Origin of the sequence: Methanoculleus marisnigri JR1, from assembly GCF_000015825.1 — an archaeon.
In the GTDB taxonomy this organism is placed as follows: domain Archaea; phylum Halobacteriota; class Methanomicrobia; order Methanomicrobiales; family Methanoculleaceae; genus Methanoculleus; species Methanoculleus marisnigri.
In genome coordinates this window covers 849,785-876,446 of sequence record NC_009051.1, presented here as the reverse complement: position 1 = coordinate 876,446, position 26,662 = coordinate 849,785, and the positions used below count along the sequence as shown (strand labels likewise).

Annotated in this window: 26 protein-coding genes; 16 read left to right on the top strand and 10 right to left on the bottom strand. The window is 62.8% G+C overall.

All coding sequences use genetic code 11. The annotated features are described in order from the left end of the window. Nucleotides 1-22 precede the first annotated feature (22 nt). Together MEMAR_RS04395 and MEMAR_RS04390 are read left to right on the top strand one after the other, a co-directional pair. Nucleotides 23-901 (top strand): metallophosphoesterase family protein, encoded by an 879-nt coding sequence (locus MEMAR_RS04395; protein WP_011843741.1) that lies wholly within the window; start codon nucleotides 23-25, stop codon nucleotides 899-901. Nucleotides 902-938: 37 nt separating this feature from the next. Further along, nucleotides 939-1,652: a DNA alkylation repair protein gene (locus tag MEMAR_RS04390; protein ID WP_011843740.1), complete on the top strand. Its 714-nt coding sequence runs from the start codon at nucleotides 939-941 to the stop codon at nucleotides 1,650-1,652. 225 nt (nucleotides 1,653-1,877) lie between these two features. On the opposite strand, the gene MEMAR_RS04385 is transcribed toward MEMAR_RS04390, so the two are convergent. After that, nucleotides 1,878-2,306 carry a pyridoxamine 5'-phosphate oxidase family protein gene (locus tag MEMAR_RS04385; protein WP_011843739.1) on the bottom strand — a complete coding sequence of 143 codons (429 nt, stop codon included), beginning with the start codon at nucleotides 2,304-2,306 and terminating at the stop codon, nucleotides 1,878-1,880. Nucleotides 2,307-2,361: 55 nt separating this feature from the next. Next, nucleotides 2,362-2,964, bottom strand: coding sequence for an NAD(P)H-dependent oxidoreductase (locus MEMAR_RS04380; RefSeq protein ID WP_011843738.1), 603 nt, complete (start codon nucleotides 2,962-2,964; stop codon nucleotides 2,362-2,364). 246 nt (nucleotides 2,965-3,210) lie between these two features. On the opposite strand from MEMAR_RS04380, the gene MEMAR_RS04375 reads away from it, so the two are divergent. Further along, nucleotides 3,211-4,368, top strand: a complete 1,158-nt coding sequence (locus tag MEMAR_RS04375; protein WP_011843737.1) for a TIGR04083 family peptide-modifying radical SAM enzyme — start codon at nucleotides 3,211-3,213, stop codon at nucleotides 4,366-4,368. Between the two features lie 120 nt (nucleotides 4,369-4,488). Beyond that, nucleotides 4,489-5,085, top strand: a complete 597-nt coding sequence (locus MEMAR_RS04370) for a DUF998 domain-containing protein (protein WP_011843736.1) — start codon at nucleotides 4,489-4,491, stop codon at nucleotides 5,083-5,085. Between the two features lie 9 nt (nucleotides 5,086-5,094). On the opposite strand, the gene MEMAR_RS04365 is transcribed toward MEMAR_RS04370, so the two are convergent. Further along, a complete protein-coding gene (locus tag MEMAR_RS04365) occupies nucleotides 5,095-5,898 on the bottom strand; it encodes a class I SAM-dependent methyltransferase (protein ID WP_011843735.1) in 804 nt (267 codons plus the stop codon). 163 nt (nucleotides 5,899-6,061) lie between these two features. Here MEMAR_RS04365 and rsgA point away from each other — a divergent pair, with 163 nt between their 5' ends. Next, nucleotides 6,062-7,156 carry a ribosome small subunit-dependent GTPase A gene (gene rsgA, locus MEMAR_RS04360; protein WP_011843734.1) on the top strand — a complete coding sequence of 365 codons (1,095 nt, stop codon included), beginning with the start codon at nucleotides 6,062-6,064 and terminating at the stop codon, nucleotides 7,154-7,156. A 3-nt stretch (nucleotides 7,157-7,159) separates the two neighbouring features. Here the strand turns inward: rsgA and MEMAR_RS04355 are convergent, their stop codons facing one another. Beyond that, on the bottom strand, nucleotides 7,160-7,909 hold the full coding sequence (locus tag MEMAR_RS04355; RefSeq protein ID WP_011843733.1) for a class I SAM-dependent methyltransferase: 750 nt from the start codon (nucleotides 7,907-7,909) through the stop codon (nucleotides 7,160-7,162). Between the two features lie 142 nt (nucleotides 7,910-8,051). Here MEMAR_RS04355 and MEMAR_RS04350 point away from each other — a divergent pair, with 142 nt between their 5' ends. Continuing rightward, nucleotides 8,052-9,245, top strand: a complete 1,194-nt coding sequence (locus MEMAR_RS04350; RefSeq protein WP_011843732.1) for a M24 family metallopeptidase — start codon at nucleotides 8,052-8,054, stop codon at nucleotides 9,243-9,245. A 21-nt stretch (nucleotides 9,246-9,266) separates the two neighbouring features. Here the strand turns inward: MEMAR_RS04350 and MEMAR_RS04345 are convergent, their stop codons facing one another. Next, nucleotides 9,267-10,139, bottom strand: coding sequence for an alpha/beta fold hydrolase (locus tag MEMAR_RS04345; protein ID WP_011843731.1), 873 nt, complete (start codon nucleotides 10,137-10,139; stop codon nucleotides 9,267-9,269). A 143-nt stretch (nucleotides 10,140-10,282) separates the two neighbouring features. On the opposite strand from MEMAR_RS04345, the gene MEMAR_RS04340 reads away from it, so the two are divergent. The 3 genes from MEMAR_RS04340 to MEMAR_RS12435 all read left to right on the top strand — a co-directional run bounded on the left by MEMAR_RS04340 (nucleotide 10,283) and on the right by MEMAR_RS12435 (nucleotide 14,559). Beyond that, nucleotides 10,283-11,122 carry a hypothetical protein gene (locus tag MEMAR_RS04340; RefSeq protein WP_011843730.1) on the top strand — a complete coding sequence of 280 codons (840 nt, stop codon included), beginning with the start codon at nucleotides 10,283-10,285 and terminating at the stop codon, nucleotides 11,120-11,122. A gap of 121 nt (nucleotides 11,123-11,243) precedes the next feature. Further along, nucleotides 11,244-11,765: a deoxycytidylate deaminase gene (locus MEMAR_RS04335; protein WP_011843729.1), complete on the top strand. Its 522-nt coding sequence runs from the start codon at nucleotides 11,244-11,246 to the stop codon at nucleotides 11,763-11,765. A 370-nt stretch (nucleotides 11,766-12,135) separates the two neighbouring features. After that, nucleotides 12,136-14,559, top strand: coding sequence for a PAS domain S-box protein (locus tag MEMAR_RS12435; RefSeq protein WP_011843728.1), 2,424 nt, complete (start codon nucleotides 12,136-12,138; stop codon nucleotides 14,557-14,559). 86 nt (nucleotides 14,560-14,645) lie between these two features. Here the strand turns inward: MEMAR_RS12435 and MEMAR_RS04325 are convergent, their stop codons facing one another. Genes MEMAR_RS04325 through MEMAR_RS04315 form a run of 3 tightly spaced genes read right to left on the bottom strand, consistent with a single transcriptional unit; the run spans nucleotide 14,646 to nucleotide 16,743 of the window. After that, a complete protein-coding gene (locus MEMAR_RS04325; protein WP_011843727.1) occupies nucleotides 14,646-15,221 on the bottom strand; it encodes a class I SAM-dependent methyltransferase in 576 nt (191 codons plus the stop codon). A gap of 15 nt (nucleotides 15,222-15,236) precedes the next feature. After that, a complete protein-coding gene (locus MEMAR_RS04320; protein WP_245526649.1) occupies nucleotides 15,237-15,605 on the bottom strand; it encodes a hypothetical protein in 369 nt (122 codons plus the stop codon). Continuing rightward, nucleotides 15,577-16,743, bottom strand: a complete 1,167-nt coding sequence (locus MEMAR_RS04315) for an aminotransferase class V-fold PLP-dependent enzyme (RefSeq protein WP_011843725.1) — start codon at nucleotides 16,741-16,743, stop codon at nucleotides 15,577-15,579. The genes MEMAR_RS04320 and MEMAR_RS04315 overlap by 29 nt, the downstream gene beginning before the upstream one ends. A gap of 98 nt (nucleotides 16,744-16,841) precedes the next feature. Between MEMAR_RS04315 and MEMAR_RS04310 the strand changes: the two genes are divergently transcribed. The 7 genes from MEMAR_RS04310 (at nucleotide 16,842) to MEMAR_RS04280 (ending at nucleotide 24,569) form a co-directional block, all read left to right on the top strand. Then, nucleotides 16,842-17,153 (top strand): J domain-containing protein, encoded by a 312-nt coding sequence (locus MEMAR_RS04310; protein WP_011843724.1) that lies wholly within the window; start codon nucleotides 16,842-16,844, stop codon nucleotides 17,151-17,153. Between the two features lie 247 nt (nucleotides 17,154-17,400). Next, nucleotides 17,401-18,450: a radical SAM/SPASM domain-containing protein gene (locus MEMAR_RS04305; protein WP_011843723.1), complete on the top strand. Its 1,050-nt coding sequence runs from the start codon at nucleotides 17,401-17,403 to the stop codon at nucleotides 18,448-18,450. Next, entirely contained in the window at nucleotides 18,451-18,945 is a 495-nt protein-coding gene (ahbA, locus tag MEMAR_RS04300; protein WP_011843722.1) for a siroheme decarboxylase subunit alpha, read from the top strand. Next, on the top strand, nucleotides 18,926-19,423 hold the full coding sequence (gene ahbB / locus MEMAR_RS04295) for a siroheme decarboxylase subunit beta (protein ID WP_222702453.1): 498 nt from the start codon (nucleotides 18,926-18,928) through the stop codon (nucleotides 19,421-19,423). The genes ahbA and ahbB overlap by 20 nt, the downstream gene beginning before the upstream one ends. Next, the gene (locus MEMAR_RS04290) at nucleotides 19,420-20,616 is read left to right on the top strand and encodes a radical SAM/SPASM domain-containing protein (protein WP_011843720.1); all 1,197 of its coding nucleotides are present in this window, start codon (nucleotides 19,420-19,422) and stop codon (nucleotides 20,614-20,616) included. The genes ahbB and MEMAR_RS04290 overlap by 4 nt, the downstream gene beginning before the upstream one ends. A gap of 203 nt (nucleotides 20,617-20,819) precedes the next feature. Then, nucleotides 20,820-22,943, top strand: a complete 2,124-nt coding sequence (locus MEMAR_RS04285; protein ID WP_011843719.1) for a catalase — start codon at nucleotides 20,820-20,822, stop codon at nucleotides 22,941-22,943. A gap of 255 nt (nucleotides 22,944-23,198) precedes the next feature. Continuing rightward, a complete protein-coding gene (locus MEMAR_RS04280) occupies nucleotides 23,199-24,569 on the top strand; it encodes an ATP-binding protein (protein ID WP_011843718.1) in 1,371 nt (456 codons plus the stop codon). A 68-nt stretch (nucleotides 24,570-24,637) separates the two neighbouring features. Here the strand turns inward: MEMAR_RS04280 and MEMAR_RS04275 are convergent, their stop codons facing one another. Both MEMAR_RS04275 and MEMAR_RS12430 read right to left on the bottom strand, forming a co-directional pair. Beyond that, nucleotides 24,638-25,015 carry a DUF3887 domain-containing protein gene (locus tag MEMAR_RS04275; protein ID WP_011843717.1) on the bottom strand — a complete coding sequence of 126 codons (378 nt, stop codon included), beginning with the start codon at nucleotides 25,013-25,015 and terminating at the stop codon, nucleotides 24,638-24,640. 151 nt (nucleotides 25,016-25,166) lie between these two features. Continuing rightward, the gene (locus MEMAR_RS12430; RefSeq protein WP_052291852.1) at nucleotides 25,167-26,633 is read right to left on the bottom strand and encodes a response regulator; all 1,467 of its coding nucleotides are present in this window, start codon (nucleotides 26,631-26,633) and stop codon (nucleotides 25,167-25,169) included. Between the last annotated feature and the right edge of the window lie 29 nt (nucleotides 26,634-26,662).

Genomic DNA, 26,662 nt, shown 5'->3' with positions numbered 1-26,662 from the left:
CCTGCGGTAGTATCTCCGGGTCATGCCGCGGACGAGGATACTCGCATTCAGCGATCTCGCGTGGGGGACAGAGGAGAAGGGGCCGTCCGGCGGCCGGGTCGGGATCGGCTCATTCCTCCGGGCGGTCGAGGAGACGGACCCGGAAATCGTCGTCTTCGCCGGCGACGGTGCCTACGACCGGTGCTCGCGCTCAACGCTCGACGAGACGGAACTCTTTCTCGGCCTCCTCCGCGAGATCGCAGCGGCGGGCCGGCACTGCGTCGTCGTGGAGGGGAACAACGACGACACGATGGGCACCTACGGCCGCGTCCGGGAGGCGGCGGAAGCGAATCCTTACATCCACGAAATAACGGGGGAGGTGCAGAACGTTTGCGGCATACGCTTCCTCGGCGTCCCCACCGGGAAGGAGAGGAGGATGGCCCGCTCGGCCGAAGGGCCGGTCGATATCGTGGTGGCTCACGCGCCTCTCGCGAACCGGGTATGGCTCTTCGACCTCCCCGCGGCGTGCATCGTCACCGGCCACTACGGGATGATGGCGGGCATGGTCGCCGGGAAGGCCTACGTCGCACTCGACTGCTCCCCGGCTTCCTACGCCGTGATCGACCGGGAGGAGGGGTGGCGGCGAATCGAGTACGTCGCCGGGACGTGCCGGATCGATCTGCGTCCGGGGGAGGGGGTCGCCGCGACCGGCTGCGATCCGGCCGAACTCCGGCGCCTGACGGAGGGGCAGGGCCCGCTCCCCTACCCTGACGAGGTCGCGGCGCTACGGCGGGCAAAGCGGAAGATCGCGATCGAAGGGCGGGAAGAGGTCTTCGAACGCCTGCTCAGGATGGGGATCAAAAAGACGCATATCGAACGGTATCTCGGGAGGCGGGGGTTGCCGGGCCGCCGGGCACGGTAGCGGATCGTTTATCTCCCGCCCCCCATTACACCATTATATGGATCCGGTCGTCGAGGCGATACGGCAGGAGTTTGCAGCGCAGGCGGACCCCGAACTCCGGGAGAGAGGCCAGCGGTTCTTCAAGGAGGAGGTTCGGTGCTACGGGATGAAGACGGCAACCGCAGTCGCGATCGCGAAAAAATACTGGAAGGAGGTCAAATCCCGCGAGAAGCAGGAGATCTTCGCCCTCTGCGAGGAACTCTATTCTTCGGGGATGATGGAGGAGGCGTTCGTCGTCTCCCGGTGGGCTCCGCGGCTCGCCGACCGCTACGAACCCGGCGATATCACCGTCTTCCGGCACTGGATTGAGAACTACATCACCAACTGGGCCACCTGCGACGGCCTCTGCAACCATGCCGTCGGGGACTTCATCGTCCGTTACCCGGAGGGGATCGAGGAGCTGAAGCGCTGGACGCAGTCGGAGAACCGCTGGATGCGGCGGGCGGCGGCGGTCTCGCTGATCGTGCCCGCGAAGCGCGGGGAGTTCCTCGACGAGGTCCTTGCAATCGCCGACCTCCTCCTGACCGACAGGGACGACCTGGTGCAGAAAGGCTACGGATGGCTCCTCAAGGAGGCGAGCCGGAAGCACACGGACGAGATCTTCTCCTACGTCATGGCGAAGAAGCGGGAGATGCCCCGGACGGCGCTCCGGTACGCCATCGAACTGATGCCGAAGGAGTTGAAGGCCGAGGTGATGAAGAAAGATTGGTAAGCCTCACGAGAAGCCGCGAAGCGCGGCTGGCCGAAGGGCAGGAGCGTGAGCACCGGTAGGAACGACGTTCCTAGAGGAACGGAGTTCGAGCACCGAAGGTGCGAGGTGCGAAGAACGCGAAGACAGGTAGATGAGTACTTGTGAGCCATTTCGCGGCTTCGCGCTCTTCGCGTGAGGTTCTATCGATACCCCTGTACTTCACTTCATGCGAAAGCGCAGGGTGGCTCAGAACCTGATCCGGGGCGCCTCGGCTTCCCGCATGTTCTGTTCCAGCGTCCAGAAGTATGCCTCGCCGTGCGCCACGCGGAAGACGGCGAGTTTCGGGTCGTCCGCGCCCGAGACCCCGATCTGGAGGAGCCACGGGCGCTCTTTGACCAGACGCTCTTTTAAGGCCGCGTCATCGAGAAACTCGACCGCCCCTGCGACCCGCATCATCATTCCTTTACCCTCGGGATTGTAGAAGCAGAGCTCGACCTTCGGGTTCTTCGTAAGCTGCTGCCAGACGCTCTTCGGGGTCCCGGTGTGGTAGTAGAACCCGGTCGAATCGGCAAACCACATGGCAAACGCCCGGACCCGGGGCTGGTCGCCGTCCATCGTCGCGATGTAGGTCACAGGGTTTTCGTTTGCGAATTTCACGCAGTCGGAGAAGTCCATTTTCCTTCCTCACCCATCAATACGGAGAGGAAGTAAAAAATGTTTCCGGGCCGCCTCAGGCGGAATCCGGCGGGAATACCTCGCGGGTCATCCTCCGCGCCTCGTCGAGCCAGGCCCTGCGCTGCCCGTCGGTGCTCGTGACCACAACGGAGAACATCCGGCGATGAACGGCCGGAATTCCGCAAAACGTGCAGATACAGTCCTTCCAGAGCCGTTCAAGGGGATCGCCGAAGACCTCGAGTTCCCTCTGCCCTGGGGTGTTCGAGGTGTTGAAGACGAGTGCCGCTTTTGCCTTCAAGAGGCCCACTGGAACGCCTTCTCCGGCATCCCCTTCGAGAAACCGGTACGCGACGCCCGGGCGCAGGATCCTGTCGATCCAGCCTTTCAGGATCGCAGGAGGCATCCCCCACCAGTCTGGGTGAACCACCACGAGGCCGTCGGCGGCGGCAATCTCCGCGCAGTGCGCGGCAACGAACGGAGGCAGCGGCGCATCGCGGAGAATCTCGTCGTAGGGCAGCAGTGGGTCGAAGTTCTCGGCATAGAGGTCATGGAATGCAACGGTATGCCCGCATTCTCTGAGGGCAGCGACGGCGACCTCTGCTATCGCATGGTTGAAGCTTCCTCCGTGCGGGTGTGCGAGTATGACGGATATGAACATCGAAACCCCTATACGATTACTTAATCATATCGCCTTAAAAAGGCGGTATACGCGACGGAGCAGTTCATTCTGCTACCTGAACCGGAACACCGCACGTTGGCGCTTCAGCAGCGATTCGGCACACTCCATGCAAATTTGTTATCTTTGCAAATGGCCTCGCTTACCTGAAAAGACGCACTCGCCAGGGCCGCAGGATTTGATGCCGCATGAATAAATTTTACATCTCATAACGTGAAGCTGAGTGTGATGAAGAGTCCATTTCACGTCATGATCATCCCCACGCTCGGTTGTCCGTCGAAATGCCATTACTGCTGGAGTTCCGATGAACGGTCTCCCGTGATGAGTATCAAGACCGTCCGGGAGATCGCGGAATGGCTCAAGGACTACCAGTCCAACCAGGTCACCATCACCTTCCACGGGGGAGAGCCCCTCCTTGCCGGCGCGGACTTTTACCGGCAGGCACTTCCCACCCTCTCCGAAGGCCTCGCCCATCTCGAACCGACGTTCGCCCTGCAGAGCAACCTCTGGCTGCTCACCCCGGAGATGGCCCGGATATTCGCAGAATACAATATTCCCATCGGCTCCAGCATCGACGGCCCCGAGGAGATCAACGACACGCAGAGAGGGAAGGGCTACTACCAGAAGACCATGCGGGGCTACGAGATCGCAAAAGCAAACGGACTTGAGGTCAGGTTCATCTGCACGTTCACCTGCCGGTCGGTCGAGGGTAAGGAGGAGATCTTCAACTTCTTCCTTGAGAACGGCTTTCCCCTCAAACTGCACCCGGCGTTGCCGTCACTCCGGAGCGAGGATCCGAAAGAGTGGGCGCTCGAGCCGGAGGCCTACGGGGAACTGCTGGTCTACCTCCTCGATAAGTACCTGGAGAACCTGAGCAAAATAGAGGTCATGAACATCAACGACCTCTGCAGGTGCATCTTTACCCGGCACGGCACCGTCTGCACGTTCGTGGACTGCATGGGAACCACCCTTGCCTTCGGGCCGGACGGGAGCATATACCCCTGTTACCGCTTCGTCGGGATGCCGGAGTACGCGATGGGGAACGTCTACGACCGCCCCACAGCCGAAGACCTCGCCCAATCAGACGCCTGGAAACTCATGCACGCGTTCAAGGAGTTCGTCGACCGCGAATGCGCAGGGTGTCCCCACATCAAATACTGCCGGGGAGGGTGCCCCTACAACGCGATAACGCCGACGGACGGCGAGATCCAGGGCGTCGATCCTCACTGTATCGCGTATAAGCGGATATTCGACGAGATCACCAACCGGCTGAACGAAGAGATGTTCGGCTCCGGGGATACGGAGATGGAAGAGTTCGGCTCGCCACTCCAGAGAACGGCAAAACCGGGGATCATGGCGATCCTGCGCGCGATGGCGACGAAGTAGGCGCCCGGTGTTGCTCCCCGATCTCGTTAACGTTGTTAACATTAGCCCGGGCACGCTGCGAAAACCGGCGCCGTCGGGCCAGTGCAGGAATTATAAAGGGGGAGCCACTATCCGTTCACCATGCGCCGAACAAACAACAGTCAGATGATTGCAGGGGTTCTGCTCTTCCTGCTCCCGGTCCAGTTCATGATCGCCCTCATGGCCGGCGCGGCCATGGCGCCGGGTTACAGCATCAATCTAAATGCAATCAGCGATCTCGGCGTGACCGGCGCGACGGCATGGCTCTTCAACTCCTCCCTCTTCCTTGCAGGCCTCCTGAACGTCATCGGCGGCTACTTCCTCTACCGCTCCTACGGCAGAGGCTGGATCCTCCCCGTCTTCGTCCTCACGGGTGCCGGGGCGATGGGCGCCGCGGTCTTCACGCTGGATATTCCCGGCATCCACGGCCTCTTTGCACTCGCGGCCTTCGTCTTCTTCAACGTCGAGGCGATCGCCTGCGCCTCGCTGGTCCGGGGACCCCTGAAGGCGATCTCGATCATCGCCGGCATTGTCGGCCTCGTCTTCCTCGTGACGCATGCCGCGAGCGACTTTGGCATCATGAGCCTCTACGGCCCTATCGGCCATGGGGGGTCGGAGAGGATGATCGTCTACCCCGCGCTCCTCTGGCTCGCGGGATTCGGGGGATACCTCATGGCGCCGTTTGGGGCGAAGCGGTAAGTATCCCGGCTACTTCCTTCCCGTTGCTTTGAAGAACGTATAACAGAAGACCCCGTCCGGTTCGGAGGTGCGGTAGAGGTCGGCTATCCCCCGCTCCCAGTCCTCCCGGCTCATCATCCCCCGGTTCACCGCGTCGTCCCCGACGCCCTCGACCATGGCGGTGAAGGTCAGTCTCGTGAACCCGCGGACAAGGTCCGGCCGGGATCCATCCACGTAGACCATCCGCGGGGAGACGCTGACGTCGCGGTACCCGGCACCGGCGACGAGCGGGTAGAGTTCCCTCCCGATAAGGGCGTTGCCGCCCATCTCCCGCTGGAGGTCGACGAGGCACCCGATCGCCCGGCGGGCATGGGTGCTGTCCGGGTGGAAGTACGCCGAGCCGTGGTCCCCCTCGATCACCGTGATCGTGCCGCCCTCCCGGAGCAGCGGGCGAAGTTGTTCGAGCGCCCTGTGGGGTTCCGCCAGGTGTTCGAGGACGAAACAGAGGAAGATGTGGTCGAAGCTCCCCGGCTCGTAGCGGAGGTCGAAGATGTCCCCCGCCTCGAACGTGACGTTCGTGATGCCTTCGATCTCTACGCGTTTCTTAGCCTCGCCAAGCGAGACTTCGGATATATCGACCGACGTGATCCGCGCCTCCGGGCTGTTCCGCGCCAGGATGACCGTCTGGGCGCCGGTGCCGCACCCGGCCTCGAGCACTCGCGAGCCTGCCGGGTAGCGGGTGTCGTCGTGGAGGAGCCCGGTCAGGGTCTGTGCCTGGTCGCTCAACCGCTCCGCTTCCCGCTCCGTGTAGCCGTGGACATACTTGCCGCTCATCTGGTTCCTCTATTGTGCGTCTGCAGAATATAGAGTCAACCGCCCCCCGGTTTAAAGCATCATGCTCAGGACGACGGGGTCCAAGCCGTCGGTGCCGTGAACCGCGACCACAAAGCACTTGTCCCCTTGCATGCCATCCAATTTACAGAGGTTTGGCCACGTTATGAACCAATCCACTCCCCGATGCGGAGAAAAGCATCCCTATACGCTCGAAGACCTCGGATGGACGGACGAGCACGAGAAAGCATTCTCGAAATACGCCGGCCCGTATCTCCCCGGCCGCGTGGCCTGCCGGCAGAAGACGGTGTGGGATATACTCGTCGACGGCGGGTCCGTCACGGCCGGGATCTCCGGAGCCCTGCGGAAACTCGGCCGGTTCCCGGCGGTGGGGGATTTCGTCGTATTACTCCATCAACCGGAAGCCGGAACCTCGATGATCGTCGACATCCTCCCGCAGAAGACCCGGTTCGCGCGAGGAAGCACGGGACGCGGCGGAAGCGATCAGGTCATCGCGGCGAATATCGACACGGTCTTCATCGTCACGGCCGCCGGCCACGATCTCAACGCCCGCCGGATCGAACGTTTTCTCGCGATCGCCCATGCATCCGGCGCCTGCCCCGTGATCGTCATCAACAAGTCCGACCTCGCGGACGATCCCGCAACGCTCGCCGACGAGATCGCCTCTGCCTCTTCCGGCATACCGGTGATTCCGATCAGCGCCGTGAGCGGGGAGGGCGTCGACCGGCTCGATCCGTACCTCCCGCCGCGAACGACGATCGCCCTCATCGGCTCGTCGGGTGTCGGCAAGTCCACCCTGATCAACCGGCTCATGGGTCGTCCGGTGCAGGAGACCTCGCATACCCGGGACTACGACGATAAAGGGCGGCACACCACGACCGTCCGCCAGCTCTTCGTCCTCGACGGCGGGGCGCTCATGATCGACAACCCCGGTCTGCGGGAGGTCGGCATCGGTGCGGCATCCGCCGGCATCGCCGATACGTTCCCCGAGATCCTCGAACTCGCGGAGGGCTGCAGGTTCTCGGACTGCCGGCACGAAGAGGAGCCGGGCTGTGCGGTCCGGGCGGCCGTCGCGGACGGGACCCTCCCTGCAGCACGGCTGGGGAGTTTTCACCGGCTCGTGCAGGAACTCGCATTCGAACGGGATAAAGCGGAGATCGGGCTTGTGAGACTCGAGAAGAAGCGCTGGAAAGCGATCGGCAAAATCCAGAGGGATATCGGGAAGACAAAGGGGAGGTAACGGTCACCCCTTCTTCTGCAGAATGAAGAACTCGTAGCCGTACTCGTCGGCATGCTCCCGGTAAACGGCGGTTTCCCGCTCGGCGAACTCAATCTGCGCCTCTGCCTCGGGATTGCCGGCGACTTTCGGCCGCAGGTCTTCTACCCGCTTGAGGACCGGCATATAGTAATTCTCCCACCACGCTGACTTCGGGAGCGGGAAGGTCGCGACGACCGCGTAACCGGCAGATTCTGCGATCGCGCAGGTCTCCCGGACCGTCGTTATCGCCGGGTAGCAGTCGTTCCAGAACGCCGCCGCCTCCGGCGAGGGATCTTCGGTGAACCAGACAGATTCGGTGAGGCAGAGGTAGCCGCCGGGACGGAGGAGCCGCCTCCATGAGGCGAGCCCCTTCTCGAACCCCACGATAAAGATCGAGCCCTCCGCCCAGAGGACGTCGAACGACGCATCGGGGGACGGCAGGTCGTCCATCGAGGCACGGACGGTGGTGATCCGATCGCCCACCCCTGCCGACGCCGCCCGTCGGGCGAGGTCGTCGAGGAACGGCTGGTGTATGTCGACGGCGGTGATATGGCAGCCGGGGCAGATCCGGGCCAGTTCGACCGTCTGCATCCCGGCCCCGCACCCGATATCCAGGATCTCCGGCCGGGCGGAAAGATCGGCGAGCATCGAGAAGGCCTTCCTCGTGCAGGCGTTGCTCCCCGGCCCCTGGCGGGGCAGGCCCTCGTGTAGGGTAAAGATGAAAGGGGTTTCCATGACAGTGATGCGTCGTGCGGCTCTATAACCCATGCGGTCGGAATTGCCCCCGTTCGTCGCGGGAAACTGCCCGTGCCGGACCCGGGGCTATACGCAGGGTTGCCCCGCCAGAGCTAAATACCATCGCCACCCAATCATGCGTATGGAGCATAAGACCCCCGCCCCGGAGCTCCGGAACCGCATGGAGCGGTTTCGGCTCCGCATGGATGCCGAGAACCCCTCGTGGGAGTTCGCCGCGATCTTCGGGCGGACAAACCAGTTCTACTTCACCGGGACGATGCAGGACGGGGTTCTCCTCATCCCCCGCGACGATGAGGGCGTGCTCTGGGTGCGCCGGAGCATTGAGAGGGCGCTCGACGAGTCGCACTTCCCCGAGATCCGGCCGATGAAGAGTTTCCGCGACGCGGCTGCCGGGATGGGCGCATGCCCGGAGACGGTTCACGTGGAAGCGGAGACGGTGCCCCTCGCGCTGCTTGAGAGGTTCCGGAAGCACTTCCCCTTCCGCGAGGTAAAACCGCTTGATGCACAGGCGGCGAAAGTCAGATCGGTCAAGAGCGCCTACGAACTCGCGATCCTGGAGCAGGCCGGGAGGATTCACCGCCACGTGCTCGAAGACTGCGTTCCTGCGATGCTCCGCGAGGGAATGAGCGAGGCGGAACTCGGGGGCGAGGTCTTCTCACGCCTGGTCCGGGAAGGGCACCACGGGATTGCCCGGTTCGGGATGTTCGGGACGGAGATGATCCTCGGGCAGCTCGGGTTCGGGGAGAGCACCATCTACCCGACCGGTTTCGACGGGGCGGGCGGGTGCCTCGGAGCGGCTCCCGGCGCACCGGTGCTCGGCAGCCATGACCGGAAACTCGGAGCCGGAGATCTGGTCTTCGTCGACTGTGCGTGCGGGGTGCGGGGTTACCACACCGACAAGACGGTGACGTGCATGTTTGGGCGACCGCTCCCCGAAGAGGCGATCGAGGCGCATCATCGGTGCGTGAAGGTCCAGGACGAGACGGCGTCCATGCTGCGGCCGGGGACTGCGCCCTCGGAGATTTACGCGACGATAATCGATGGCCTGGATCCCGCATTCCTCGAGAACTTCATGGGCTACGGGAAGCGGCGGGTGCAGTTCCTGGGCCACGGCGTCGGCCTGCAGGTGGACGAGATGCCGGTGATCGCCCGCGGTTTCGACGAGCCGCTCGAAGAGGGGATGGTGATCGCTCTCGAGCCCAAGAAGGGAGTCCGGGGCGTCGGAATGGTCGGGATCGAGAACACCTTCGTGGTCGGCCGCGGGGGCGGCCGGTGCATCACCGGAACGAACGCCGGGCTGATCCCGGTGGAGTGAGGGCGAGCGAGGGCCAGCCTCCTACGTGGGGTTTGCTGCAAACGGCTGCGCCGCCTGAACCCGCTGCCCGAGGAAATTCAGTAACTCGCGGTTGACTCTGTCGGCGTGGGTCCAGGTGATCCCGTGCGGCCCGCCCTCGATCACCACGAGACGGCTGTCTTTGACCAACCCGGGGGTACGTTTCCCTGAGGCGGGGAAGGGTACGATCCGGTCGGCGTCGCCATGGATCACGAGAACCGGCACGTCGATGCTCGCAAGATCGTCCCGGAAGTCGGTCAGCCACGCGGGAACGCAGTCGAGCGTGCCCACAGGGGACGCGGCGGCGGCGACGTTCCAGCTGAGGCGGACAACCTCGTCGCTCACCCGGTCGCCCCCGAAGATGTCGACGTTGTAGAAGTCCGAGAGGAACCCGGAGAGGAACGCCGGACGGTCGGCGGCGATGCTCTCCATGATCCCGTCAAAGACGCTGCCGTCGACGCCTTCGGGGTTGTCGGCCGTCTTTAAGAGGAACGGCGGGATCGCGGATATGAAGACGGCCTTCTCCACGCGATCGCTCCCGTAGGTGCCGAGGTAGCGGGCCACCTCGCCGCCGCCCATCGAGAATCCGACGAGCGTGGCCTCGGCGAGGTCGAGTTCCGTCATGAGTTTGTGCAGGTCTTCGGCCAGGGTGTCGTAATCGTAGCCGAAGGTCGGTTTGCCTGAGTTGCCAAACCCCCTGCGGTCGTAGGTGACAACACGGTAACCCGATTCAAGCAGCACCGGCACCTGTTTCTCCCAGGACTTGCTCGAGAGCGGCCAGCCATGGACCAGGATGACCGATCTGCCCGCACCGTGATCCTCGTAATAGAGGTCGATGGTGCCAGAGTTTTCTTTACCGACGGTGAGATACGACATGGAACATCTCCCCTCCTGCGGGCTCTCGACGCCGGTTATGCCATATATAGTTGTGGGCCGGTAGCATCGTCCTCCGTGCGAAGAAGGCACGGGGGAGAACCGAAGGGCATAATACCGGCAACTCCCTAAAGCCCTGATCAGCGATGCTGAATCGATCGAATATGCTGAAGGCGGTGCTCGTTGCGGGAGTCATCCTCGCGGCGCTCCTATTCATCTTCATGGCGCTCGTCATGGGGTCCCTGGACCGGTCCGCAGCAGAGAGTTTCCAGTCATCATACAGGTATGAGTTGAAGGTCTCCACGTCGGGCCCCATTGAGGATGCGGTCCTCCTGCTTCCTCTTCCCTCCAGATACAACCCGGACTCAGGGACGAACGTGACCCCTGTAAACCTCTCCCGCGCCAGCCTCAGCAATTTCGACCGGGACAACATCTCGGTACGCATTGAGGACGTCGGCGGCGTCCCCATGCTCAACATCTCGGCAGAGCGGATCGATCCCGTCTACAAGAACAGGATAGAACCGATCGCAATTATGCCGGGGCAGAATGAGTCGGAACTCCCGGAACCGACTCATATCTATTCCAACAAGTACTCGGAGGATACGCCGGTGCTCGTCGAGATGGAGCTCCATATGTTTGATACCGACCCCGGCCACGAGATCGAGACCAGAACACCGATCGGGACCGAGCCCCTCTTTGCGCCCTACCGGATTCTCGGCAACATCAGCGGTTCCGACGACGATTATCTCTACCTGAGCCCGGGATCCTCCGGATATGTCGTTGAGGTGCCGTTCATCCTCTCGTTTGATGCAGCCGACGGGAATGTTCTCACCATTACGTCGGAGTTTCACGGGAGAAACGAGTGGTGGGTTCTGGGCTGGCAGTATAACCTGTATTTCGAGCGGGTGCACCACGAGTTCACGGGCCCGTGCAACGGCACCTACCCGGTGCGGGGCGTCCTCGTGACGGGCGAGGGCGTATACTGACGCCCCGCCGATCGCCGGCTCTCCGGGGAGCACAAAAACGCCTCTTTTTAATCCCGCACCGTGGAAGATCTATCATGAGCAAAAGCCTGAGCGGCCGTAACCCACTGCCGGAGGGACGGCCATGACGGATCGGTATACCGACGCACCACCCGTACCGCCCCGGGCCTCGCGAACCGAGTGGTACATGGGTATCGCGGTCGAGACCGCCCGGCGGTCGACCTGCATCCGGCGGTGCTACGGGGCGGTCGTGGTCAACTCGGCAGGGGAGATCGTCTCCACCGGGCACAACGGTGCGCCGCGGGGGGAGGCCCACTGCGATGAGTTGAACACCTGCATAAGGAAGCAGTACAATATCCCCTCCGGCGAGCGCTACGAGTTCTGCCGCTCGGTGCACGCGGAGATGAACGCGCTCCTGCAGGCGGGACGGGCCGCCGCCGGCTGTACGATGTACCTGGCCGGGTTCGAGCGCCTGACGGGAGCGCCTTCCTACGACCCCCCCTGCCTGATGTGCTCGAAGATGCTGGTGAACGCCGGCATCGACAGGGTGGTGGTCAGGACACCGGAAGGGCTCGGGGAACTCGACCCGCAGGAACTCTACCGGCAGCATCTGGATCGCGTGATTGCAAAGGTCTCGGAGAAGTAGTAGGGAAGAAGGCGCCGGAACGAACCTGGTCGGCGGGCCGAAAAGAGATATCGGAGCTCCCTACGGCCCCAAGATAGCGATACGGGCTCTTTTGGGAAGAGGCAGGGTGAGGACCTGTTCCGGCAGTGGGGGGACAGGCGTCCCGAATCAACCGGAAGTGAGAGAACCCGTCGGTCATTTACCCGCCCGATCCGTCATCTCGCATGACACTTCCCGGTCAATGTCATCTCATAACCTCCGTCCAAATGTTGACATAAAGGCATTTTCCCACCGTACTCCAGGAGAACCTGCGTAGCCCGGGAGCGCTACCGTTAATACTGCTAATGTGAAACTCACTGTACCTGCTGTTTAATAGGAGTCCCTACACCAGATGCCAGCGCCCCCAGAAACTCCACGGAGGAAGCCTGATCCCGCCGGGCGGGATGAGGTTCCACAGGAGAACCCTGCAGAGACCGAACGGCTCGCCGAAGAGCGGATCAGTGAACTCCAGGTAGAGATTGATACCCTTCGCCGGGAGAATGAAGAACTCAGGCAGGCCGAGACCGAATGCAGGAGAGACGAAGAGGCGCTGCGCCGGGAGAAGGATAGGGTGGGTGCCATCCTCTCCGCCCTCGATACGGGGCAGTCCCTTGTCGACCCGGATATGACGATCGTGTGGGTCAACCAGGAGGCCCGTGACATACTTCCCGAACAGGAGCCCGTCGGCCAGAAGTGTTACCGCTATTTCGAAAGCCTGAACGAACCGTGCGAAGTGTGTGCAGCACGGCGCGTCTTTGCAACGGGCGAGGTTGCAAGAGTAGAGAAGTGCGTCTCGCGCCGTGGGCGCTGGATGAATATCGTTGCCCAGCCGGTGAAAGATGCATCCGGCCGGGTAACACATGTTCTCGAGAGTTTCACCGACATCACCGAGCAGAAGCAGGCGGAAGAAGCCCTGCGGGAGAGCGAGGCCAAGTACCGAACCCTGGTGGAGACCGCTCTCGACATCGTCCTCATTCACGACAGTGAGAAGATCCTCTACATCAATCCAACCGGGGTGAACCTTCTTGGCGCATCCAGTCCGAACGAGATCCTCGGCAGGAACTTCCTCGAGATCATTCATCCCGACTTCCGCGACCGCATCCGGAAGAACGCTGCGATGGATCTCCTGGGCGAACCTTCGCCAACCACCCAGCTCCAGCTCCTCCGGCTGGATGGAACCCCCTTCTGGGTGGAGGGGAAAGGGGTCATGACCTACATTGCCGGCACCCCTGTCGTCCAGGTGATCATGCGGGACATCACCGGGAGAAAGCAGATGGAGGATGCCCTCCGGGAGAGCGAGGAGCGGTACCGTTCCCTTGTCGAGCTCATGCCGGATGCCGTGGTCGTACACCGGGACGGCATCATCGTGTACGTGAATCCTGCCTGCGTCCGGATTGCGGGCGCGAAGAGCCCCGAAGACCTCGTGGGCAAACCGCTGGATCTCTTCGTCTCCCCCGAATACCGCGAGCGTATCGCCGGGCATATCCGCCGGATGGAACAGGAAGGCACGGCGACCCCATTGGTCGAACAGGAACTCAGGACCCTCGACGACCGGACGATTCAGGTCGACATCACGGCGACCCCCATACTCTACCAGGGCCAGCCTTCTATCATGGTTGTTTTCCGGGATATCGCCGAGCGCAAGCAGGTTGAGGCGAAACTCCGCGCCGTCATGGAAAGAGAGCATTTGAGAGCTACCGAACTGGATGCGACACTTGCCTCGATCGCATCGGGCGTCATCATCTACGATACTACCGGGGCTATTGTTCGGGTGAACGAAGCGGTGCGTAAGATGATCGGCAGAACGTCGATGTCCCTTGATCCAGTCCGTTTCGAGGAGCGCCAGGCGGGTTTTGGGGTTCTGCGGCCGGATGGGACGCCGCTCTCCCTCGAGGCGACCCCATACTACCGGGCGCTGCACGGAGAGACCGTGCAGGGAGAAGAGGTGATGGTTACCCGCCTGAACCGGGAACCGCTCTGGGTGGACACGTCAGCGGCCCCTATCCGCGATGCCGGCGGTACTATCGTCGGAGCCATTGCCATCCTCACGGATATCACCGGGCGCAAACGTGCGGAAGAAGCGCTCATACGCCATACTGAAGAACTCACCCGGCTTCACCGCGAACTGGAGGCCGCGAATCGGGAGGCGAACCTCTACCTGGACATCCTCACCCACGATATCGGCAACACCGAGAACGTCTCGAACCTCTACGCCGAACTGCTCATCGAGTCCCTGGAGGGAGAAGCAGCTGAATACATTAAGAAACTGCAGAGCAGCGTCCAGAAGAGCATCGAGATCCTGGGCACCGTCTCAACCATCCGCCGGATTTATCAGGCTTCACCGGATCTCAAACAGACCGATCTCAACAGGGCAATCCAGGGAGCGATCGAGGGGTCCCCCACCAGCGTCATCTACCATAACGGGGCCTGCCATCTGGTCCTGGCGGACGACCTGCTCCCCGTGGTCTTCAACAACCTCATCGGCAATGCCGTCAAGCACGGCGGTCCTGACGTCGAAGTCGCGGTCCGGGTTGAAGAGCAGGGCGACGAAGTGCTGGTGACGGTCGAGGATACCGGTCGGGGCGTGCCGGATGAGGACAAGGAGGCAATCTTCCACCGCTACGAGCAGCAAAAACGCGGCGTCGGCGAAGGTCTCGGACTTTACCTCGTGCAGATCCTGGTGGAGCGCTACGGAGGACGGGTCTGGGCCGATGACCGGGTGCCGGGCCGCCCCGGGAAAGGAGCGGCGTTCCGGTTTACCCTGAAGAAGGCATGAGAAGAAAGGCGGAGCGCAGCCACGGAGTCGGGGCACGGCAGCATACCCATCGAAGGCACCGGGATGAAGCGGAAGTGGTGAGTGTCCTACCGGCCTTTCCTCGCGGCGATAACCAAGAACCCGGCCCGTGAATCGACCTCCGCCACGCGAAACCCGGTGCGTCCGAGGAGTTGACGGACTTCATCCGATGAATACAACCGGGCGCGGGAGAGGAACCGGTGTTTTCCCTTCTCATGCAGGTATTTTCGGGCGACCTCTCCGTCCCGCTCGATAAACCCGAGGACGAGCGTTCCCCCCGGGACGAGAACCCGGTGGATCTCCTCGAATGCCAGAACCGGGTCGTCCAGGAAACAGATGACCGTCACCATGAGCGCGGACGAACACGACCCGTCCCGGATCGGGATCGATTCCGCCCGCCCGCGGATCACCTCGATCCCCCGCCGGCGAGCCATCCGGCCGAGGGCTCGCGAGGGTTCGAGCCCGAGCGCGACCCCAAGGGGCGCGGCAAACCGCCCGGACCCGACTCCCACCTCGAGAGCACGGGAGTCCGGGCGGGGGAAAAGACGCCGGATCCGGGCGAGTTCCGCATGGTACTCGGCGCGGTGCTCCTCGAACCAGCGATCGTAATCTTCAGCAAACTGCTCGAATACGTCCCCGGGCATTCTGCCCCCCATCAGTCACGCCCATACAGGTGTTCTCTCACCCGTTTCCCGGCCCCCTGCTCCCTCTGCTTCAGCACCGAGAGATCCACCCGGCCCCTCACGGTAGGAGGAGAAGAGGAGGTAGAGGAAATCCACCGTCAGGTGCATGACCTCTTTCCTGAACCTGACCTCGACGGTGGTATCCCCGGCAAGGCCTTTGATGGAGAACCAGTCGGGCTTCTCGAACTTGTAGAACCCCTCGCCGATCTTCGGGAGCGCCTCAACCTCCCCGAAGTTCCCGAGGTAGGCAAAGAACCCCGCCGGTACCGGGGCACTCAGGAGGAACTCCTTCATGAACGAGCCGTCGGCACAGGATTTATGGCGAACCGAGCGAAGAATTCGCATTTCGTGCAATCTCCTTTACTGCTCTTGCGGCGGTCCGGCACTCTTCGTCCGTGGTGAACCAGGAGAGGCTGAGCCGCACGGAGCCTCTCCCGCCGTCGATCGCCCGGTGTACGAGGGGCGCACAGTGCAGCCCCGTGCGGGCGACGATCCCGTAGGCACGGGCGAGGATGAACCCAACGTCGTCGTTCTCCATCCCCCGGATGTTAAAGGAGACGATGGGAAGGACGGGCGACTCGTTGTAGACCATGATGTTGGGCTCTTCCTTCAACTCCCCGATAAGGAACGCAGTCTGGCGCTCCGCTTTCTCTGCGACGGCCTCTACCCCGATAGCTGCGATGTAGTTCACCCCGGCGGCGAGGGCCGCAAGGCCGGGATAGTTATGCGTTCCGACCTCGAACCGCTCCGGCATCTCCCGGGGCTGGAAGAGCGAGAAGGAGTCCGTCCCGGTCCCCCCGTAACGGAGGGGTGCGATCGATTCCGGGTCCCGCAGGTAGAATCCGCCGGTGCCCGGGATACCGAGGAGGCCCTTATGGCCGGTGAAGACGTAGGCGTCTACCGGGAGGTTTCCAAGATCGACGGGGATGTGGCCGGCGGTCTGCGCTCCGTCAACGATAAAATAGACCCCGTGATCGTGCAGGGTTTCCCCGATCCGGGCAACGTCCTGTACGGAGCCGAGCACGTTGCTCCCGTGGGCCGTGACCATCAGCCGGGTATCGGGCGTGATGGCCGCGCGAACGGCATCGGGACTGACGGAGCCGTTCTCGAAGGGGAGAACCGTCAGCCGGATGCGGCCCTGCCGCTCGAGTTCGTGAAGCGGCCGCAGAACGGAGTTGTGGTCGAGCTCGGTCGTGAGGACGTGGCACCCGGTCTCTCCGGCAAGAAATCCCCCGATGAGGACATTTAAGGAATCGGTCGCGTTCTGGGTGAAGATCACGTGCTCCGGCGGATCTGCGGCGAGGAGGTCCGCGAGCGCTTCCCGTGCCAGCGTGATGTAGTCCTCGCCCTGGCTGCCGGTGGTCCTTCCCGACCCGAAGACCGGGAGCGCAAGCGATTGCCTGACAGCCTCGAGCACCTCCGGGGGTTTCGGCCAGGTCGTGGCGGCGTTGTTCAAGTAGATGATCGGCGGATTATCTCCCATAAGACTCGTTTTCAGTGAATCTATCGTCTGCGACCAAAAAGAGATCGCTTTGGGCACTTCGCAATGCTTATCCTGCGGACATGGTATACGCATCTTCAATGGCCGAAATAACCGCCGGGCGGGTGAGGGAGGCGGCTGAACTGCTCGGCATCCGGGACCGGGCAAGTCTCAACGAGATTCGCGCCCGCTACTCCGAGAAGATCAAGGACTGGCATCCCGACGTGTCGCGAAAAGACCCGGCGGAGTCCCACGAGATGACGATACGCTTAAAAGAGGCTTACGACCTCCTGATCGACTACTGCATGAACCGTCCGGTCTCGTTCAGGCTTGATGACCTCGAAAAAGACCTGGCGCAGAGCCCCGCCGATTACTGGATGGACCGGTTCGGCGACGACCCGATCTGGGGCTGACGGTCCTTTCATGAACTGCGCCGCCTCTGGACGAGGTATACCAACATGACCGCACTCCCGGAGCCCCGGCAACATGAGCGAACACGAGGATGTGGGGGCAAATTATCTGACCGTAAAAGTGTGCCGCCAACGGAGAGATAACCTGAAAATTCGCTATTTTCCCGGGATTTGCGATACATTGATATAGGGTCGTCCGGGTATACCCACGCCTCTCTTCGGGGGAGCGTACGAGACTGGTGATCGGTCGATGCGGAACAGTATCGGAGACAGCGGGAAGAGCGAACCCACCCTCATATCATGGAACGTCACCTACCGGTGCAACCTGCGGTGCGCCCACTGCTACATGGATGCCGGGGACGGGGGAGGGGCTCTGGAACTCTCCACCAGCGAAGCGAAGATGCTCATCGACCAGGTCAAACAGGCAGGTTCCCCGGTGCTGATCCTCAGCGGGGGAGAACCCCTGCTGCGGGACGATATCTTCGAGATCGCCGAATACGGGACGCAGCGGGGGCTTCGGATGGCCATCGGGACGAATGGAACCCTGATCGACGATCGCACGGCGGTTCGGCTCGCCGGGGCGGGCGTCCGGAAAGCGGCGATAAGCCTCGACTCGGCGGATCCAGGGGTTCACGACCGGTTCAGGGGGGTGGCGGGTGCCTGGGAGCGTGCCGTCGCGGGCATCGAGGCCTGCAGGGATGCCGGTATTCCCGTTCAGGTGCACACGACGGTGACCCTGCAGAACCACCGCGACCTGGAGGGGATCGCGGAATTCGGGGAGAGCCTCGGGGTGCGCGACTTTCAGTTCTTCTTCCTCGTCCCCACGGGGAGGGGGAAGGAGGTCGTCGACATCTCCCCGGAGATGTATGAGTCCCTGATACGCCGAATCCTCCGGCTGAGAGCAGATAGGGGTCTCTCTATCCGCCCGACGTGCGCCCCGCAGTACGTGCGGATCGCGGCCGGGATGGGGCTTCCCGTAGCCGAAGGAGAACGGGGGTGCATCGCGGGCATCCGCTACTGCAGGATAGACCCGACGGGCGAGGTCACCCCCTGCCCCTACCTCCCGCTGGGTCTCGGGAATATCCGGAGAACTCCGTTCGCCGAGATCTGGAACGGGTCGGAGGTCTTTGCGGCCCTCCGCTCCGGCGAGGGGCTGAGGGGCAAATGCGGTGCGTGCGAATACCGTTCTGCCTGCGGGGGGTGCCGCGCCCGGGCATACGGGGTTACACAAGAGCGCTCGGGTACCGGCGACTGCCTCGCAGAAGACCCCTGGTGCCTCTACGAGCCGGGGGTGCGGTGAGTGCGCCTCGACCCGCTCGACCGGGTGCTCCTCCAGCGGGTGCAGGACGACTTTCCTCTCGATCCCCGGCCGTACCGGGTCATCGGCGAAGCGCTCGGGATGCCGGAACTGGAGGTGATGGCGCGGCTGGCCGGTCTCTCCCGCCGGGGGGTGATCAGGCATATCGCGCCGATCCTGGAACCCGGAAGTCTCGGCATTCGCTCTTCCACGCTCGTCGCGATGCGGGTGCCGGAAAAGCAGATGCACGAGGTCGCGGCGATCGTGAACGGGTACGACGGCGTCTCCCACAACTACCGCCGCGACGGAGACTACAACCTCTGGTTTACCGTCGCCGCTGCGGGCGAAGAGGAACTTCACGGAATACTCGAGGAGATCGTGCGGCGGTCGACGATCCCTCCCGGGGACGTCCTGAACCTTCCCATGGTGCGGAGGTTCAAACTCGACGTCCGGTTCCGGTTTTTAGCGGAGGAAGACGATGATGGACAGGGTCGATAAAGAACTACTCATATTGACACAGGACGGTATCGGGTTTGAGGAGAGGCCGTTTCTCCGTGCGGCGAGAAGGCTTCGGATCAGCGAGGAGGAGGTCGTCGCCCGGCTGCAGAGACTCAGGCAGATCGGCGTCGTCCGCCGGTTCGGGATGAGGATCAACCCCCGGAAAGCCGAACTCATGGCGAACGCCATGGTGGTCTGGAGCGTCCCCGAGAACTGCGTCGCCGAGGTCGGAGCGGCCATGGCGGAGAGCCCCGACGTGACTCACTGCTACGAGCGCCGCACCATCCCCGGACGCTGGGAGTACAACCTCTACACCGTGCTCCACTGCCGTGACCGCGAGGACGCGCTCCGCAGGGTCGCGGCCCTCTCCCGGGCGACCGGTGCCGCCGACTACCGGGTTCTCTTCAGCACCGAGGAGTTCAAGCGGGAACCGAGCGGCCGGATCGAGCCTGCGGCAGGGCCGGGGCGTGGGCGATGAACCGGATCACGAGATACATCCACGCGACCGGCACGGTCAGCGAGGTAATCCGGCACCGTGCGGCCGAAAAGAGACCGAGCGGCATGCTCGCGTTCTCCGAACTCCGCCGGCCGGTCGTCTTCTGGAACATCACGAACCGGTGCAACCTCCTCTGCTCCCACTGCTACATCCGGGCAGGGCCGGGGCGGGGGCGGGAGGACGAACTGACGACGGAGGAGGGGCTCGCTCTTATCGACGACCTTGCAGAGATGCGGGTTCCCCTTCTGCTCTTCTCCGGCGGCGAGCCGCTCGTCCGGGAGGACTTCTGGGAACTCGCCGGGCACGCGAAGGAGAGTGGCCTCACCACCGCCCTGAGCACCAACGGCACGCTGATCACGCCGGCCGTTGCACGGCGGCTCCGCGACGCGGGGGTGGAGTACGCAGGGGTCTCGCTCGACGGGGCGACCGCCGAGACGCATGACGGTATGCGAAACGTCCCGGGGAGCTTTGATAAGGCTGTCTCAGCGCTCGATAACTGCAGATCCGCCGGGCTGAAGTGCGGCGTCCGGGTGACGGCGACGCGGGAGAACTACGCCGAGATCTGCGCCCTCATCGACCTCTCCCTGGACACCGGGGCGGAACGGTTCTGCGTCTACTGGCTGGTCCCGAGCGGCCGGGGAGGGGAGGGGTATGACGCCCGGCAACTTCGATTCCAGGAGATTGCCGGCCTCCTTGACCTGCTCATCGAGAAGGCACGCGAGGTAGACCCGGCGGCCATGGAGTTCCTCACGGTCGACGCACCCCAGGACACCGTATACCTTCTTAAGAGGCTGGAGAAGGACGATCCTTCCGCATACGAGAGTATGTGCACCCTTCTTGCACACGCCGGCGTCGGGTGCAGCGCGGGAGACCGCATCGCAAACATCGATCCCTCCGGTGCCGTCTACCCCTGCCAGTTCGCCCAGATGGACAGACTCAAGGTCGGGAGCATCCGGGAGAAACCGTTCAGCACCATCTGGAACGACCCGGAGAACCGGATCCTCGCCGACTTCCGGAGAAAGAAGGATCTGGTCGGGGGCTCCTGCGGGCGATGCTCCTACCGCGACCGTTGCGGCGGCGGGTGCAGGATCCGGGCGTTTGCCGATACCGGCGACCTCTGGGCGGAAGAACCGCTCTGCCCCGTCCGCCGCGAGGAACCCCGGGACGGGGCGTGACCGGAAACGTCTGATAGGTGGAAGAACCTGGTTTCCTCCATCAACCCATTTTGCAGGCACCCCTGGCTACAAAGGCCGTTCTGAACATCCGTTTCCAGCGTGCAGTTACTTTTATGGTGGGTGGCCGGAATGTGGGGGCACGCCCACCGGGGAGAGCAGCGGTGTATGGCCGGCCGGGATAAGAGGGGTGCAGGTGAGTGAGTATGGATCAGAAGAGAAAGGTAGATGAGAAGAGCAAGCAGGAGCAGCTCGACGAATTCCGCCAGGACCCGGAGCAGGAGTACCTGACGACGAACCAGGCGGTCCGGGTAAGCCATACCGACGACTCGTTAAAAGCGGGGGAGCGGGGGCCGACGCTCCTTGAGGATTTCCACTTCCGCGAGAAACTGACGCATTTCGACCACGAGCGGATCCCCGAGCGGGTCGTCCACGCCAGGGGTTCGGGCGCTCACGGCTACTTTCAGGTCTACGAACCGATGACCGAGTATACGAGGGCGGCGTTCCTCCAGGACCCTGCAAAGAAAACGCCGGTCTTCGTCCGGTTCTCGACGGTCGTCGGGTTCCGCGGGTCTGCCGATACGGTCAGGGATGTCCGGGGATTTGCGACGAAGTTCTACACGGAGGAGGGGAATTACGACCTCGTCGGCAACAACATGCCGGTCTTCTTCATCGTGGACGCCATCAAGTTCCCCGACCTCGTTCACGCCATCAAACCGGAGCAGCATCACCAGATGCCGCAGGCCTCCGCCGCCCACGACACCTTCTGGGACTTTGTCGGGAACCTGCCCGAGATCACGCACATGATCATGTGGGTTCTCTCTGACCGTGCGCTCCCGAGGAGTTACCGGATGATGGAGGGGTTCGGGGTCAACACCTTCCGGTTCATCAACGCCGAGGGGAAGGCGCGGTTCATCAAGTTCCACTGGCGACCGCAGCTCGGGGTTCACTCGCTCGTCTGGGACGAGACGCAGAAGATCGCCGGGAAAGACCCGGACTTCAACCGCCGCGACCTCTGGGAGGCGATCGAGATGGGAGACTACCCGGAGTTCGAGCTCGGGGTGCAGATGATCGAGGAGGCGGACGAGCACAACTTCGAGTTCGATATTCTGGACGCGACGAAACTCTGGCCCGAGGAGGAGGTGCCGATCCGGTGGATCGGGAAGATGATTCTGAACCGGAACCCGGACAACTTCTTCGCCGAGACCGAGCAGGTCGCTTTCTGCCCGGCGAACGTCGTGCCGGGGATCGACTTCTCGAACGACCCGCTCCTCCAGGGCCGGCTCTTCTCGTACCTGGATACCCAGCTGATACGCCTCGGCGGCCCGAACTTCCAGGAGATCCCGATCAACCGGACGCTCGCGCCCGCCGCGAACAACCAGCGGGAGGGCTACAACCGGATGACGATCGATAAGGGTGTCGTGAGTTACTTCCCGAATGCGCTCGGCGAGAACAAACCCCGGCCGGCCCGGGTGGAGGAGGGCGGCTACGCCCACTACCAGGAGAAGATCGAGGGGAGGAAGATCCGTGCACGGAGCGAGAAGTTCAACGACCACTTCAGCCAGGCGAAGCTCTTCTGGAACAGCATGTCGGACGCGGAGAAGGAGCATATCGTCAAGGCCTTCCACTTCGAGCTCGGGAAGGTCTCGGACTCCGGGGTCCGCAAAAGGGTGGTGGACCTCATCAACAACGTCGACGGCGATCTCGCGATACGGATCGCGGAAGGGATCGGGGTGCCGCCCCCGGCGGAGAAGGGCGCATCCTCCGGCACGAAGAAGTCCCCGAACCTCAGCCAGGAGAAGACCGTCATGGACACCATCAAGAGCCGGAAGGTCGCGATCCTCGCTATGGAGGGCTACGACCACGACGAGGTGATGCAGGTGAAGAAGGCGCTCAAGGATGCGGGCGCTCACCCGCAGATCGTCTCGCAGTTCCGCGGCATGGTCAAGTCTGCCGATGGTAAAGAGATGGAGGTGGACAAGAGTTACGTCACCACCACCTCCGTCGTGTACGACGCCGTGTATGTCCCGGGCGGGAGGCACGCGGAGACCCTGAAGAACCAGGGCTTCGCGATCCACTTCGTCAACGAGGCCTTCAAGCACTGCAAACCGATCGGAGCGATGGGAGAAGGGATCGAACTCCTGAAGGCATCGGATATCAAGGGTGTGACCTTCGTCGATGCAGGAACCGGAGGAGAGGCCGTCTCCGAGATGGGGGTCGTCACCTGTGGGAGCCAGGGGGACGTGAACTCGTTTGTCGAGCAGTTCAAGACGGCCATCGCCCGGCACCGCCACTGGGACCGGGAGAAGAAGGAGCAGGTGCCGGCCTGAGGCGGATCGCTGCGGGGTACTCTCCCGAACCACTTCTTTTGCGATCGCGCTCTATCAGGTCGGCCCGGGGAGGTGAGAACCACACCTGATACACTCCCGACCGCTGAAATGGCCCGGGATCACGAAGCGCAGTCGGGCTCTCGGGTGGAGACTGCCGGGAAGCCACGCTTCCGGCCCGACGGTGCGGAGACGGTGGATGCAACCGGCATGCCCGTAAAACGAAGTCCTTATTACTAATCTGGATTAGTACTAATCATGATTAGGGAGTTTGTCGACCGCGAGACCGAGTCCGCCCTCCTTGAGGAAGAATGGCAAAAAGACGGCGGGCGGCTGATCATACTCTACGGCCGGCGCCGGATCGGCAAGACCCGGCTCATCACCGAGTTCGTCCGCGACAAGAAGGGCATCCTTCATTTCGCCGAAGACACCGCGCCGCAGATCCAGATCCGGCGGCTACAGGAGGCGATAGCACAGTTCTTCGATGACCCGCTTCTCGCAACCCTGGAGATCGCGACCTGGGACCAACTCTTCACCTACCTCGCCCGGATACCGCTCCCGGAGCGCCGCTACCTTGTCATCGACGAGTTCACCTACCTGATCAAGAACGACCCGGCAGTCCTTTCAGCGCTCCAGAAAGCCTGGGATACCGCCTTTGCCGGATCGAATTTGTACATTCTCCTCTCCGGGTCGATGCTCGGGCTGATGACCGACAGTGCGCTCTCCTACACGTCCCCCCTCTACGGGCGGCGGACACGCGATATGCTCCTTGGGCCGCTCCGATTTGCCGATGCACGAAAACTGCTTCCCTGGTTTTCGTTCCGCGACGCCCTCAAGGCTCACCTGACCATCGGTGGCATCCCTGAGTACCTCCTCAAGGCCGGGGATTATCCCGACTATCGCACCTTTGTTGAACGGGAATTCTTCAGCAGGTACGGCTACTTCTACCGGGAGCCCTACTTCCTCCTCTCGCAGGAGTTCCGGGAGTTGAAGACCTATCAGGCGATCCTCAACGCCGTCGCCGTCGGTAACACAAGCGCCAGCAGCATCGCTCAGTTCTGCGGCATGGACGCCCGCCACCTCTACCCCTACCTCGAAGCGATGACCCGGCTCGGGATCATCGAAAAGGAGCTGCCCCTCCTCGGCAGCCGGCGGCAGGGGCTGTACCGCATCAAGGACTGCATCTTCGACTTCTGGTACAACTTCGTCTTTTCACACCGGCAGGAGATCGAGATGGAGAGCCTTACAGGCGATGCCGTCGATATGAACCCCTACTTCGGCAAACAGTTCGAGGTCTTCGTGCGGAACGAGTTCGCCCGGAGCGTTCTGCCGGGATATACCGTCGGACGATGGTGGTATCGCGGCGAGGAGATCGATCTCGTTGCCGCCCGGGAGAGCGACGCGAGCATTGTCTTCGGGGAGTGCAAATGGGGGAGCCTTACGGAACGGGAGGGGCGCGGCGTGCTCACGCGCCTTATGCAGAAGGCGGGGGGCGTCCGGCACGACCGCTATCCAAACGAACGCTTCTGCCTTGTCGCCGGCAGCATCGAGGCAAAAGACCGGCTTCGTGAGGAGGGGTTCCTCATCTACGACCTGGAAGAGATCGAAGCGGTGTGTGCTGCTGGATAGGAACCATTCCTTATACCGGAGGTAGGGGGGCCGGTCGGCACGCTCCCGCCGGGCAGTTCTGAACCGCCTTAACTGCGCAGCATCGGCGAGTTGAACCAGAGCCCGTGGAGCCGGTGCGACGGATCGTCCTTCTGGAAGACCAACCGGAGAGCCACACCGTCCTCCCGCTCGAACTCTCCCCTGTAGGTCACGGCGATGTACTCGCCGGTCTCGGTGACGACGGGATCGGTCCTGGATTCATAGAGCCCGATCCGGGACGTGACGAACTCGCGGTTCTGCTCGAACGCGGCCTCGTCGAGAGCCTGCCTCATCTCCGGGCTGAAGTCGCGGGAGTAGATCGTGTAGTTGCCCTCGTTGAAGCCCTGCATGACGTTCCCGGCGATCGGGTCCGCGTATGCGAGCACCTCTGCCTTCACGTCGTCTGAGACCACGGTCTCCTGGGCCATGCACCCGCTGCAGCGGCCGCGGCGAGGAGGAGCAGGGCGGTGAGGAGCGGGATCTGGCGGAGATTCATAGGATAGGGTCGGATTGGAGGGAGATTAAGGTAGGGGTTGGATAACCACGACGATGCAGGAGACCGCCTCCCGGTCACCGGACCTAAACCCGATACATCCCGCGGGGCACGAGCATCTCGAACCGTGCCCCATTCCCGGGCTCGCCCGTCTCGGTGATTCTGATCCCGGTGATCCCGAGAATCTCCCGGATCAGGAAAAGGCCAAGTCCCGTGTTCTTCCCGACGCCCCGGTGAAAGATCCGCTCCTTCTCCCCGGCAGGAACACCGGCACCGTCGTCTTCCCAGATGAGGGTGAGGTCTCCGCTCTCCCCCGGGTGATACCGGACGCAGACCCGGGTCACCGACTCCCCGTGCCGGATTGTGTTATCCATCAGGTTGGAAAAGACCGTTGCAAGCATCGGATCGGCGTAAACGGCAAGATCGCCGGCTTCGTTCTCGACCGGCAGCCCGTGAAGCCCCTCAGTCCCGAGCGCGTCAGAGACCCGCTGCCATTCCGGCGACCGGACGCCGAGATCCGTGTAGTCCCGGGTGAACTCGATCTGGCGGTGTATCCGGTCGGCCGAACCCTTCACGCGGGCAAGGTGCTCCGAGATATCCTCGCCCGGTTCAGCCTCCTCCACCATCCAGAGGTTGCCGAGAAGGATCGTCAGCTGGTTCAGGATATCATGCCGGGTGATGCTGCTCATCAGGTTGAGTTTCCTGTTCGCAACGGCCAGGCCGTTCGTCTGCCGGACAAGTTCCTCGGCGTGATACGCAATCTCCCGCTCCAGGGCCGTGTGCTCGCTGATATCCAGAGTCGTAAACGTCACGCCGCGTGAGGGGTCCTCCGGATCGAGAGGCGTGCTGGAGAACTGCACGTCGAGAGTCGCTCCGTCCTTGCGCATGCAACGGGTCTCAAGCGTGCACGTTCCGGCCTTCCGGATCTGGACGTCCATCTGCTGCAGGGCGGATTCATACTCCGCGTCGCCCGGATAAAGCAGCCGCATGGACTGACCGACGAGTTCGTCGCGGGTGTAGCCGAGAAGATCGCAGAGCCGTTCGTTGACCTCCGTGACGACCCCGTCCACAGCCATTCCGATACCGGTGGGGGCGGCACGGAAGATGCTCTCCGCCCTGTGCAGCATATCTTCGCTCCTGCGCAACGCCGCTTCCGCCCTCTGCTTCCCAGCCAGTTGCCGGACCGCATTGGCGAGATCGGCAAACTGAGCCCTCGGGTCGCCGCCTTTCTGGAGGTAGAAGTCGGCACCGCTGTTCAGCGCCTCGATTGCCACCTCCTCGCGTCCCCTGCCGGTGAAGATGATGAAGGGTACCCGGGACCCTGCCTCCCGGACATGCTTTAAGAGAGCAATCCCATCCATCCCCGGCATCATGTAGTCCGAGACGACCGCATCGTACCGCCCGGCCATGATTGTTTCGCATGCCTCCAGCGGGTTCGAGGTCGTATCGACGATGATGCTGCCCGCTCGCTCGAGGAAGGCCCGACCGATCTCGAGCAGCGCCTCTTCGTCGTCCACGTAGAGGATGTGATCCGGGTTCGTGAGGGGATGCACTATATCTAAATGAGAGAGAACGGGTATAA

Coding starts and splice junctions, on each gene's coding strand:
- MEMAR_RS04310 (WP_011843724.1), top strand. CDS start 16,842: ATGGCCGAAATAACCGCCGGGCGGGTGAGGGAGGCGGCTGAACTGCTC.
- MEMAR_RS04315 (WP_011843725.1), bottom strand. CDS start 16,743: ATGGGAGATAATCCGCCGATCATCTACTTGAACAACGCCGCCACGACC.
- MEMAR_RS04345 (WP_011843731.1), bottom strand. CDS start 10,139: ATGTCGTATCTCACCGTCGGTAAAGAAAACTCTGGCACCATCGACCTC.
- MEMAR_RS04305 (WP_011843723.1), top strand. CDS start 17,401: ATGCGGAACAGTATCGGAGACAGCGGGAAGAGCGAACCCACCCTCATA.
- MEMAR_RS04285 (WP_011843719.1), top strand. CDS start 20,820: ATGGATCAGAAGAGAAAGGTAGATGAGAAGAGCAAGCAGGAGCAGCTC.
- MEMAR_RS04365 (WP_011843735.1), bottom strand. CDS start 5,898: ATGAGCGGCAAGTATGTCCACGGCTACACGGAGCGGGAAGCGGAGCGG.
- MEMAR_RS04385 (WP_011843739.1), bottom strand. CDS start 2,306: ATGGACTTCTCCGACTGCGTGAAATTCGCAAACGAAAACCCTGTGACC.
- rsgA (WP_011843734.1), top strand. CDS start 6,062: ATGAACCAATCCACTCCCCGATGCGGAGAAAAGCATCCCTATACGCTC.
- ahbB (WP_222702453.1), top strand. CDS start 18,926: ATGATGGACAGGGTCGATAAAGAACTACTCATATTGACACAGGACGGT.
- MEMAR_RS04350 (WP_011843732.1), top strand. CDS start 8,052: ATGGAGCATAAGACCCCCGCCCCGGAGCTCCGGAACCGCATGGAGCGG.
- MEMAR_RS04395 (WP_011843741.1), top strand. CDS start 23: ATGCCGCGGACGAGGATACTCGCATTCAGCGATCTCGCGTGGGGGACA.
- MEMAR_RS04290 (WP_011843720.1), top strand. CDS start 19,420: ATGAACCGGATCACGAGATACATCCACGCGACCGGCACGGTCAGCGAG.
- MEMAR_RS04340 (WP_011843730.1), top strand. CDS start 10,283: ATGCTGAATCGATCGAATATGCTGAAGGCGGTGCTCGTTGCGGGAGTC.
- MEMAR_RS04355 (WP_011843733.1), bottom strand. CDS start 7,909: ATGGAAACCCCTTTCATCTTTACCCTACACGAGGGCCTGCCCCGCCAG.
- MEMAR_RS04280 (WP_011843718.1), top strand. CDS start 23,199: ATGATTAGGGAGTTTGTCGACCGCGAGACCGAGTCCGCCCTCCTTGAG.
- MEMAR_RS04390 (WP_011843740.1), top strand. CDS start 939: ATGGATCCGGTCGTCGAGGCGATACGGCAGGAGTTTGCAGCGCAGGCG.
- MEMAR_RS04320 (WP_245526649.1), bottom strand. CDS start 15,605: ATGCGAATTCTTCGCTCGGTTCGCCATAAATCCTGTGCCGACGGCTCG.
- MEMAR_RS04335 (WP_011843729.1), top strand. CDS start 11,244: ATGACGGATCGGTATACCGACGCACCACCCGTACCGCCCCGGGCCTCG.
- MEMAR_RS04375 (WP_011843737.1), top strand. CDS start 3,211: ATGAAGAGTCCATTTCACGTCATGATCATCCCCACGCTCGGTTGTCCG.
- MEMAR_RS04380 (WP_011843738.1), bottom strand. CDS start 2,964: ATGTTCATATCCGTCATACTCGCACACCCGCACGGAGGAAGCTTCAAC.
- MEMAR_RS12435 (WP_011843728.1), top strand. CDS start 12,136: ATGCCAGCGCCCCCAGAAACTCCACGGAGGAAGCCTGATCCCGCCGGG.
- MEMAR_RS04370 (WP_011843736.1), top strand. CDS start 4,489: ATGCGCCGAACAAACAACAGTCAGATGATTGCAGGGGTTCTGCTCTTC.
- MEMAR_RS04325 (WP_011843727.1), bottom strand. CDS start 15,221: ATGCCCGGGGACGTATTCGAGCAGTTTGCTGAAGATTACGATCGCTGG.
- MEMAR_RS04275 (WP_011843717.1), bottom strand. CDS start 25,015: ATGGCCCAGGAGACCGTGGTCTCAGACGACGTGAAGGCAGAGGTGCTC.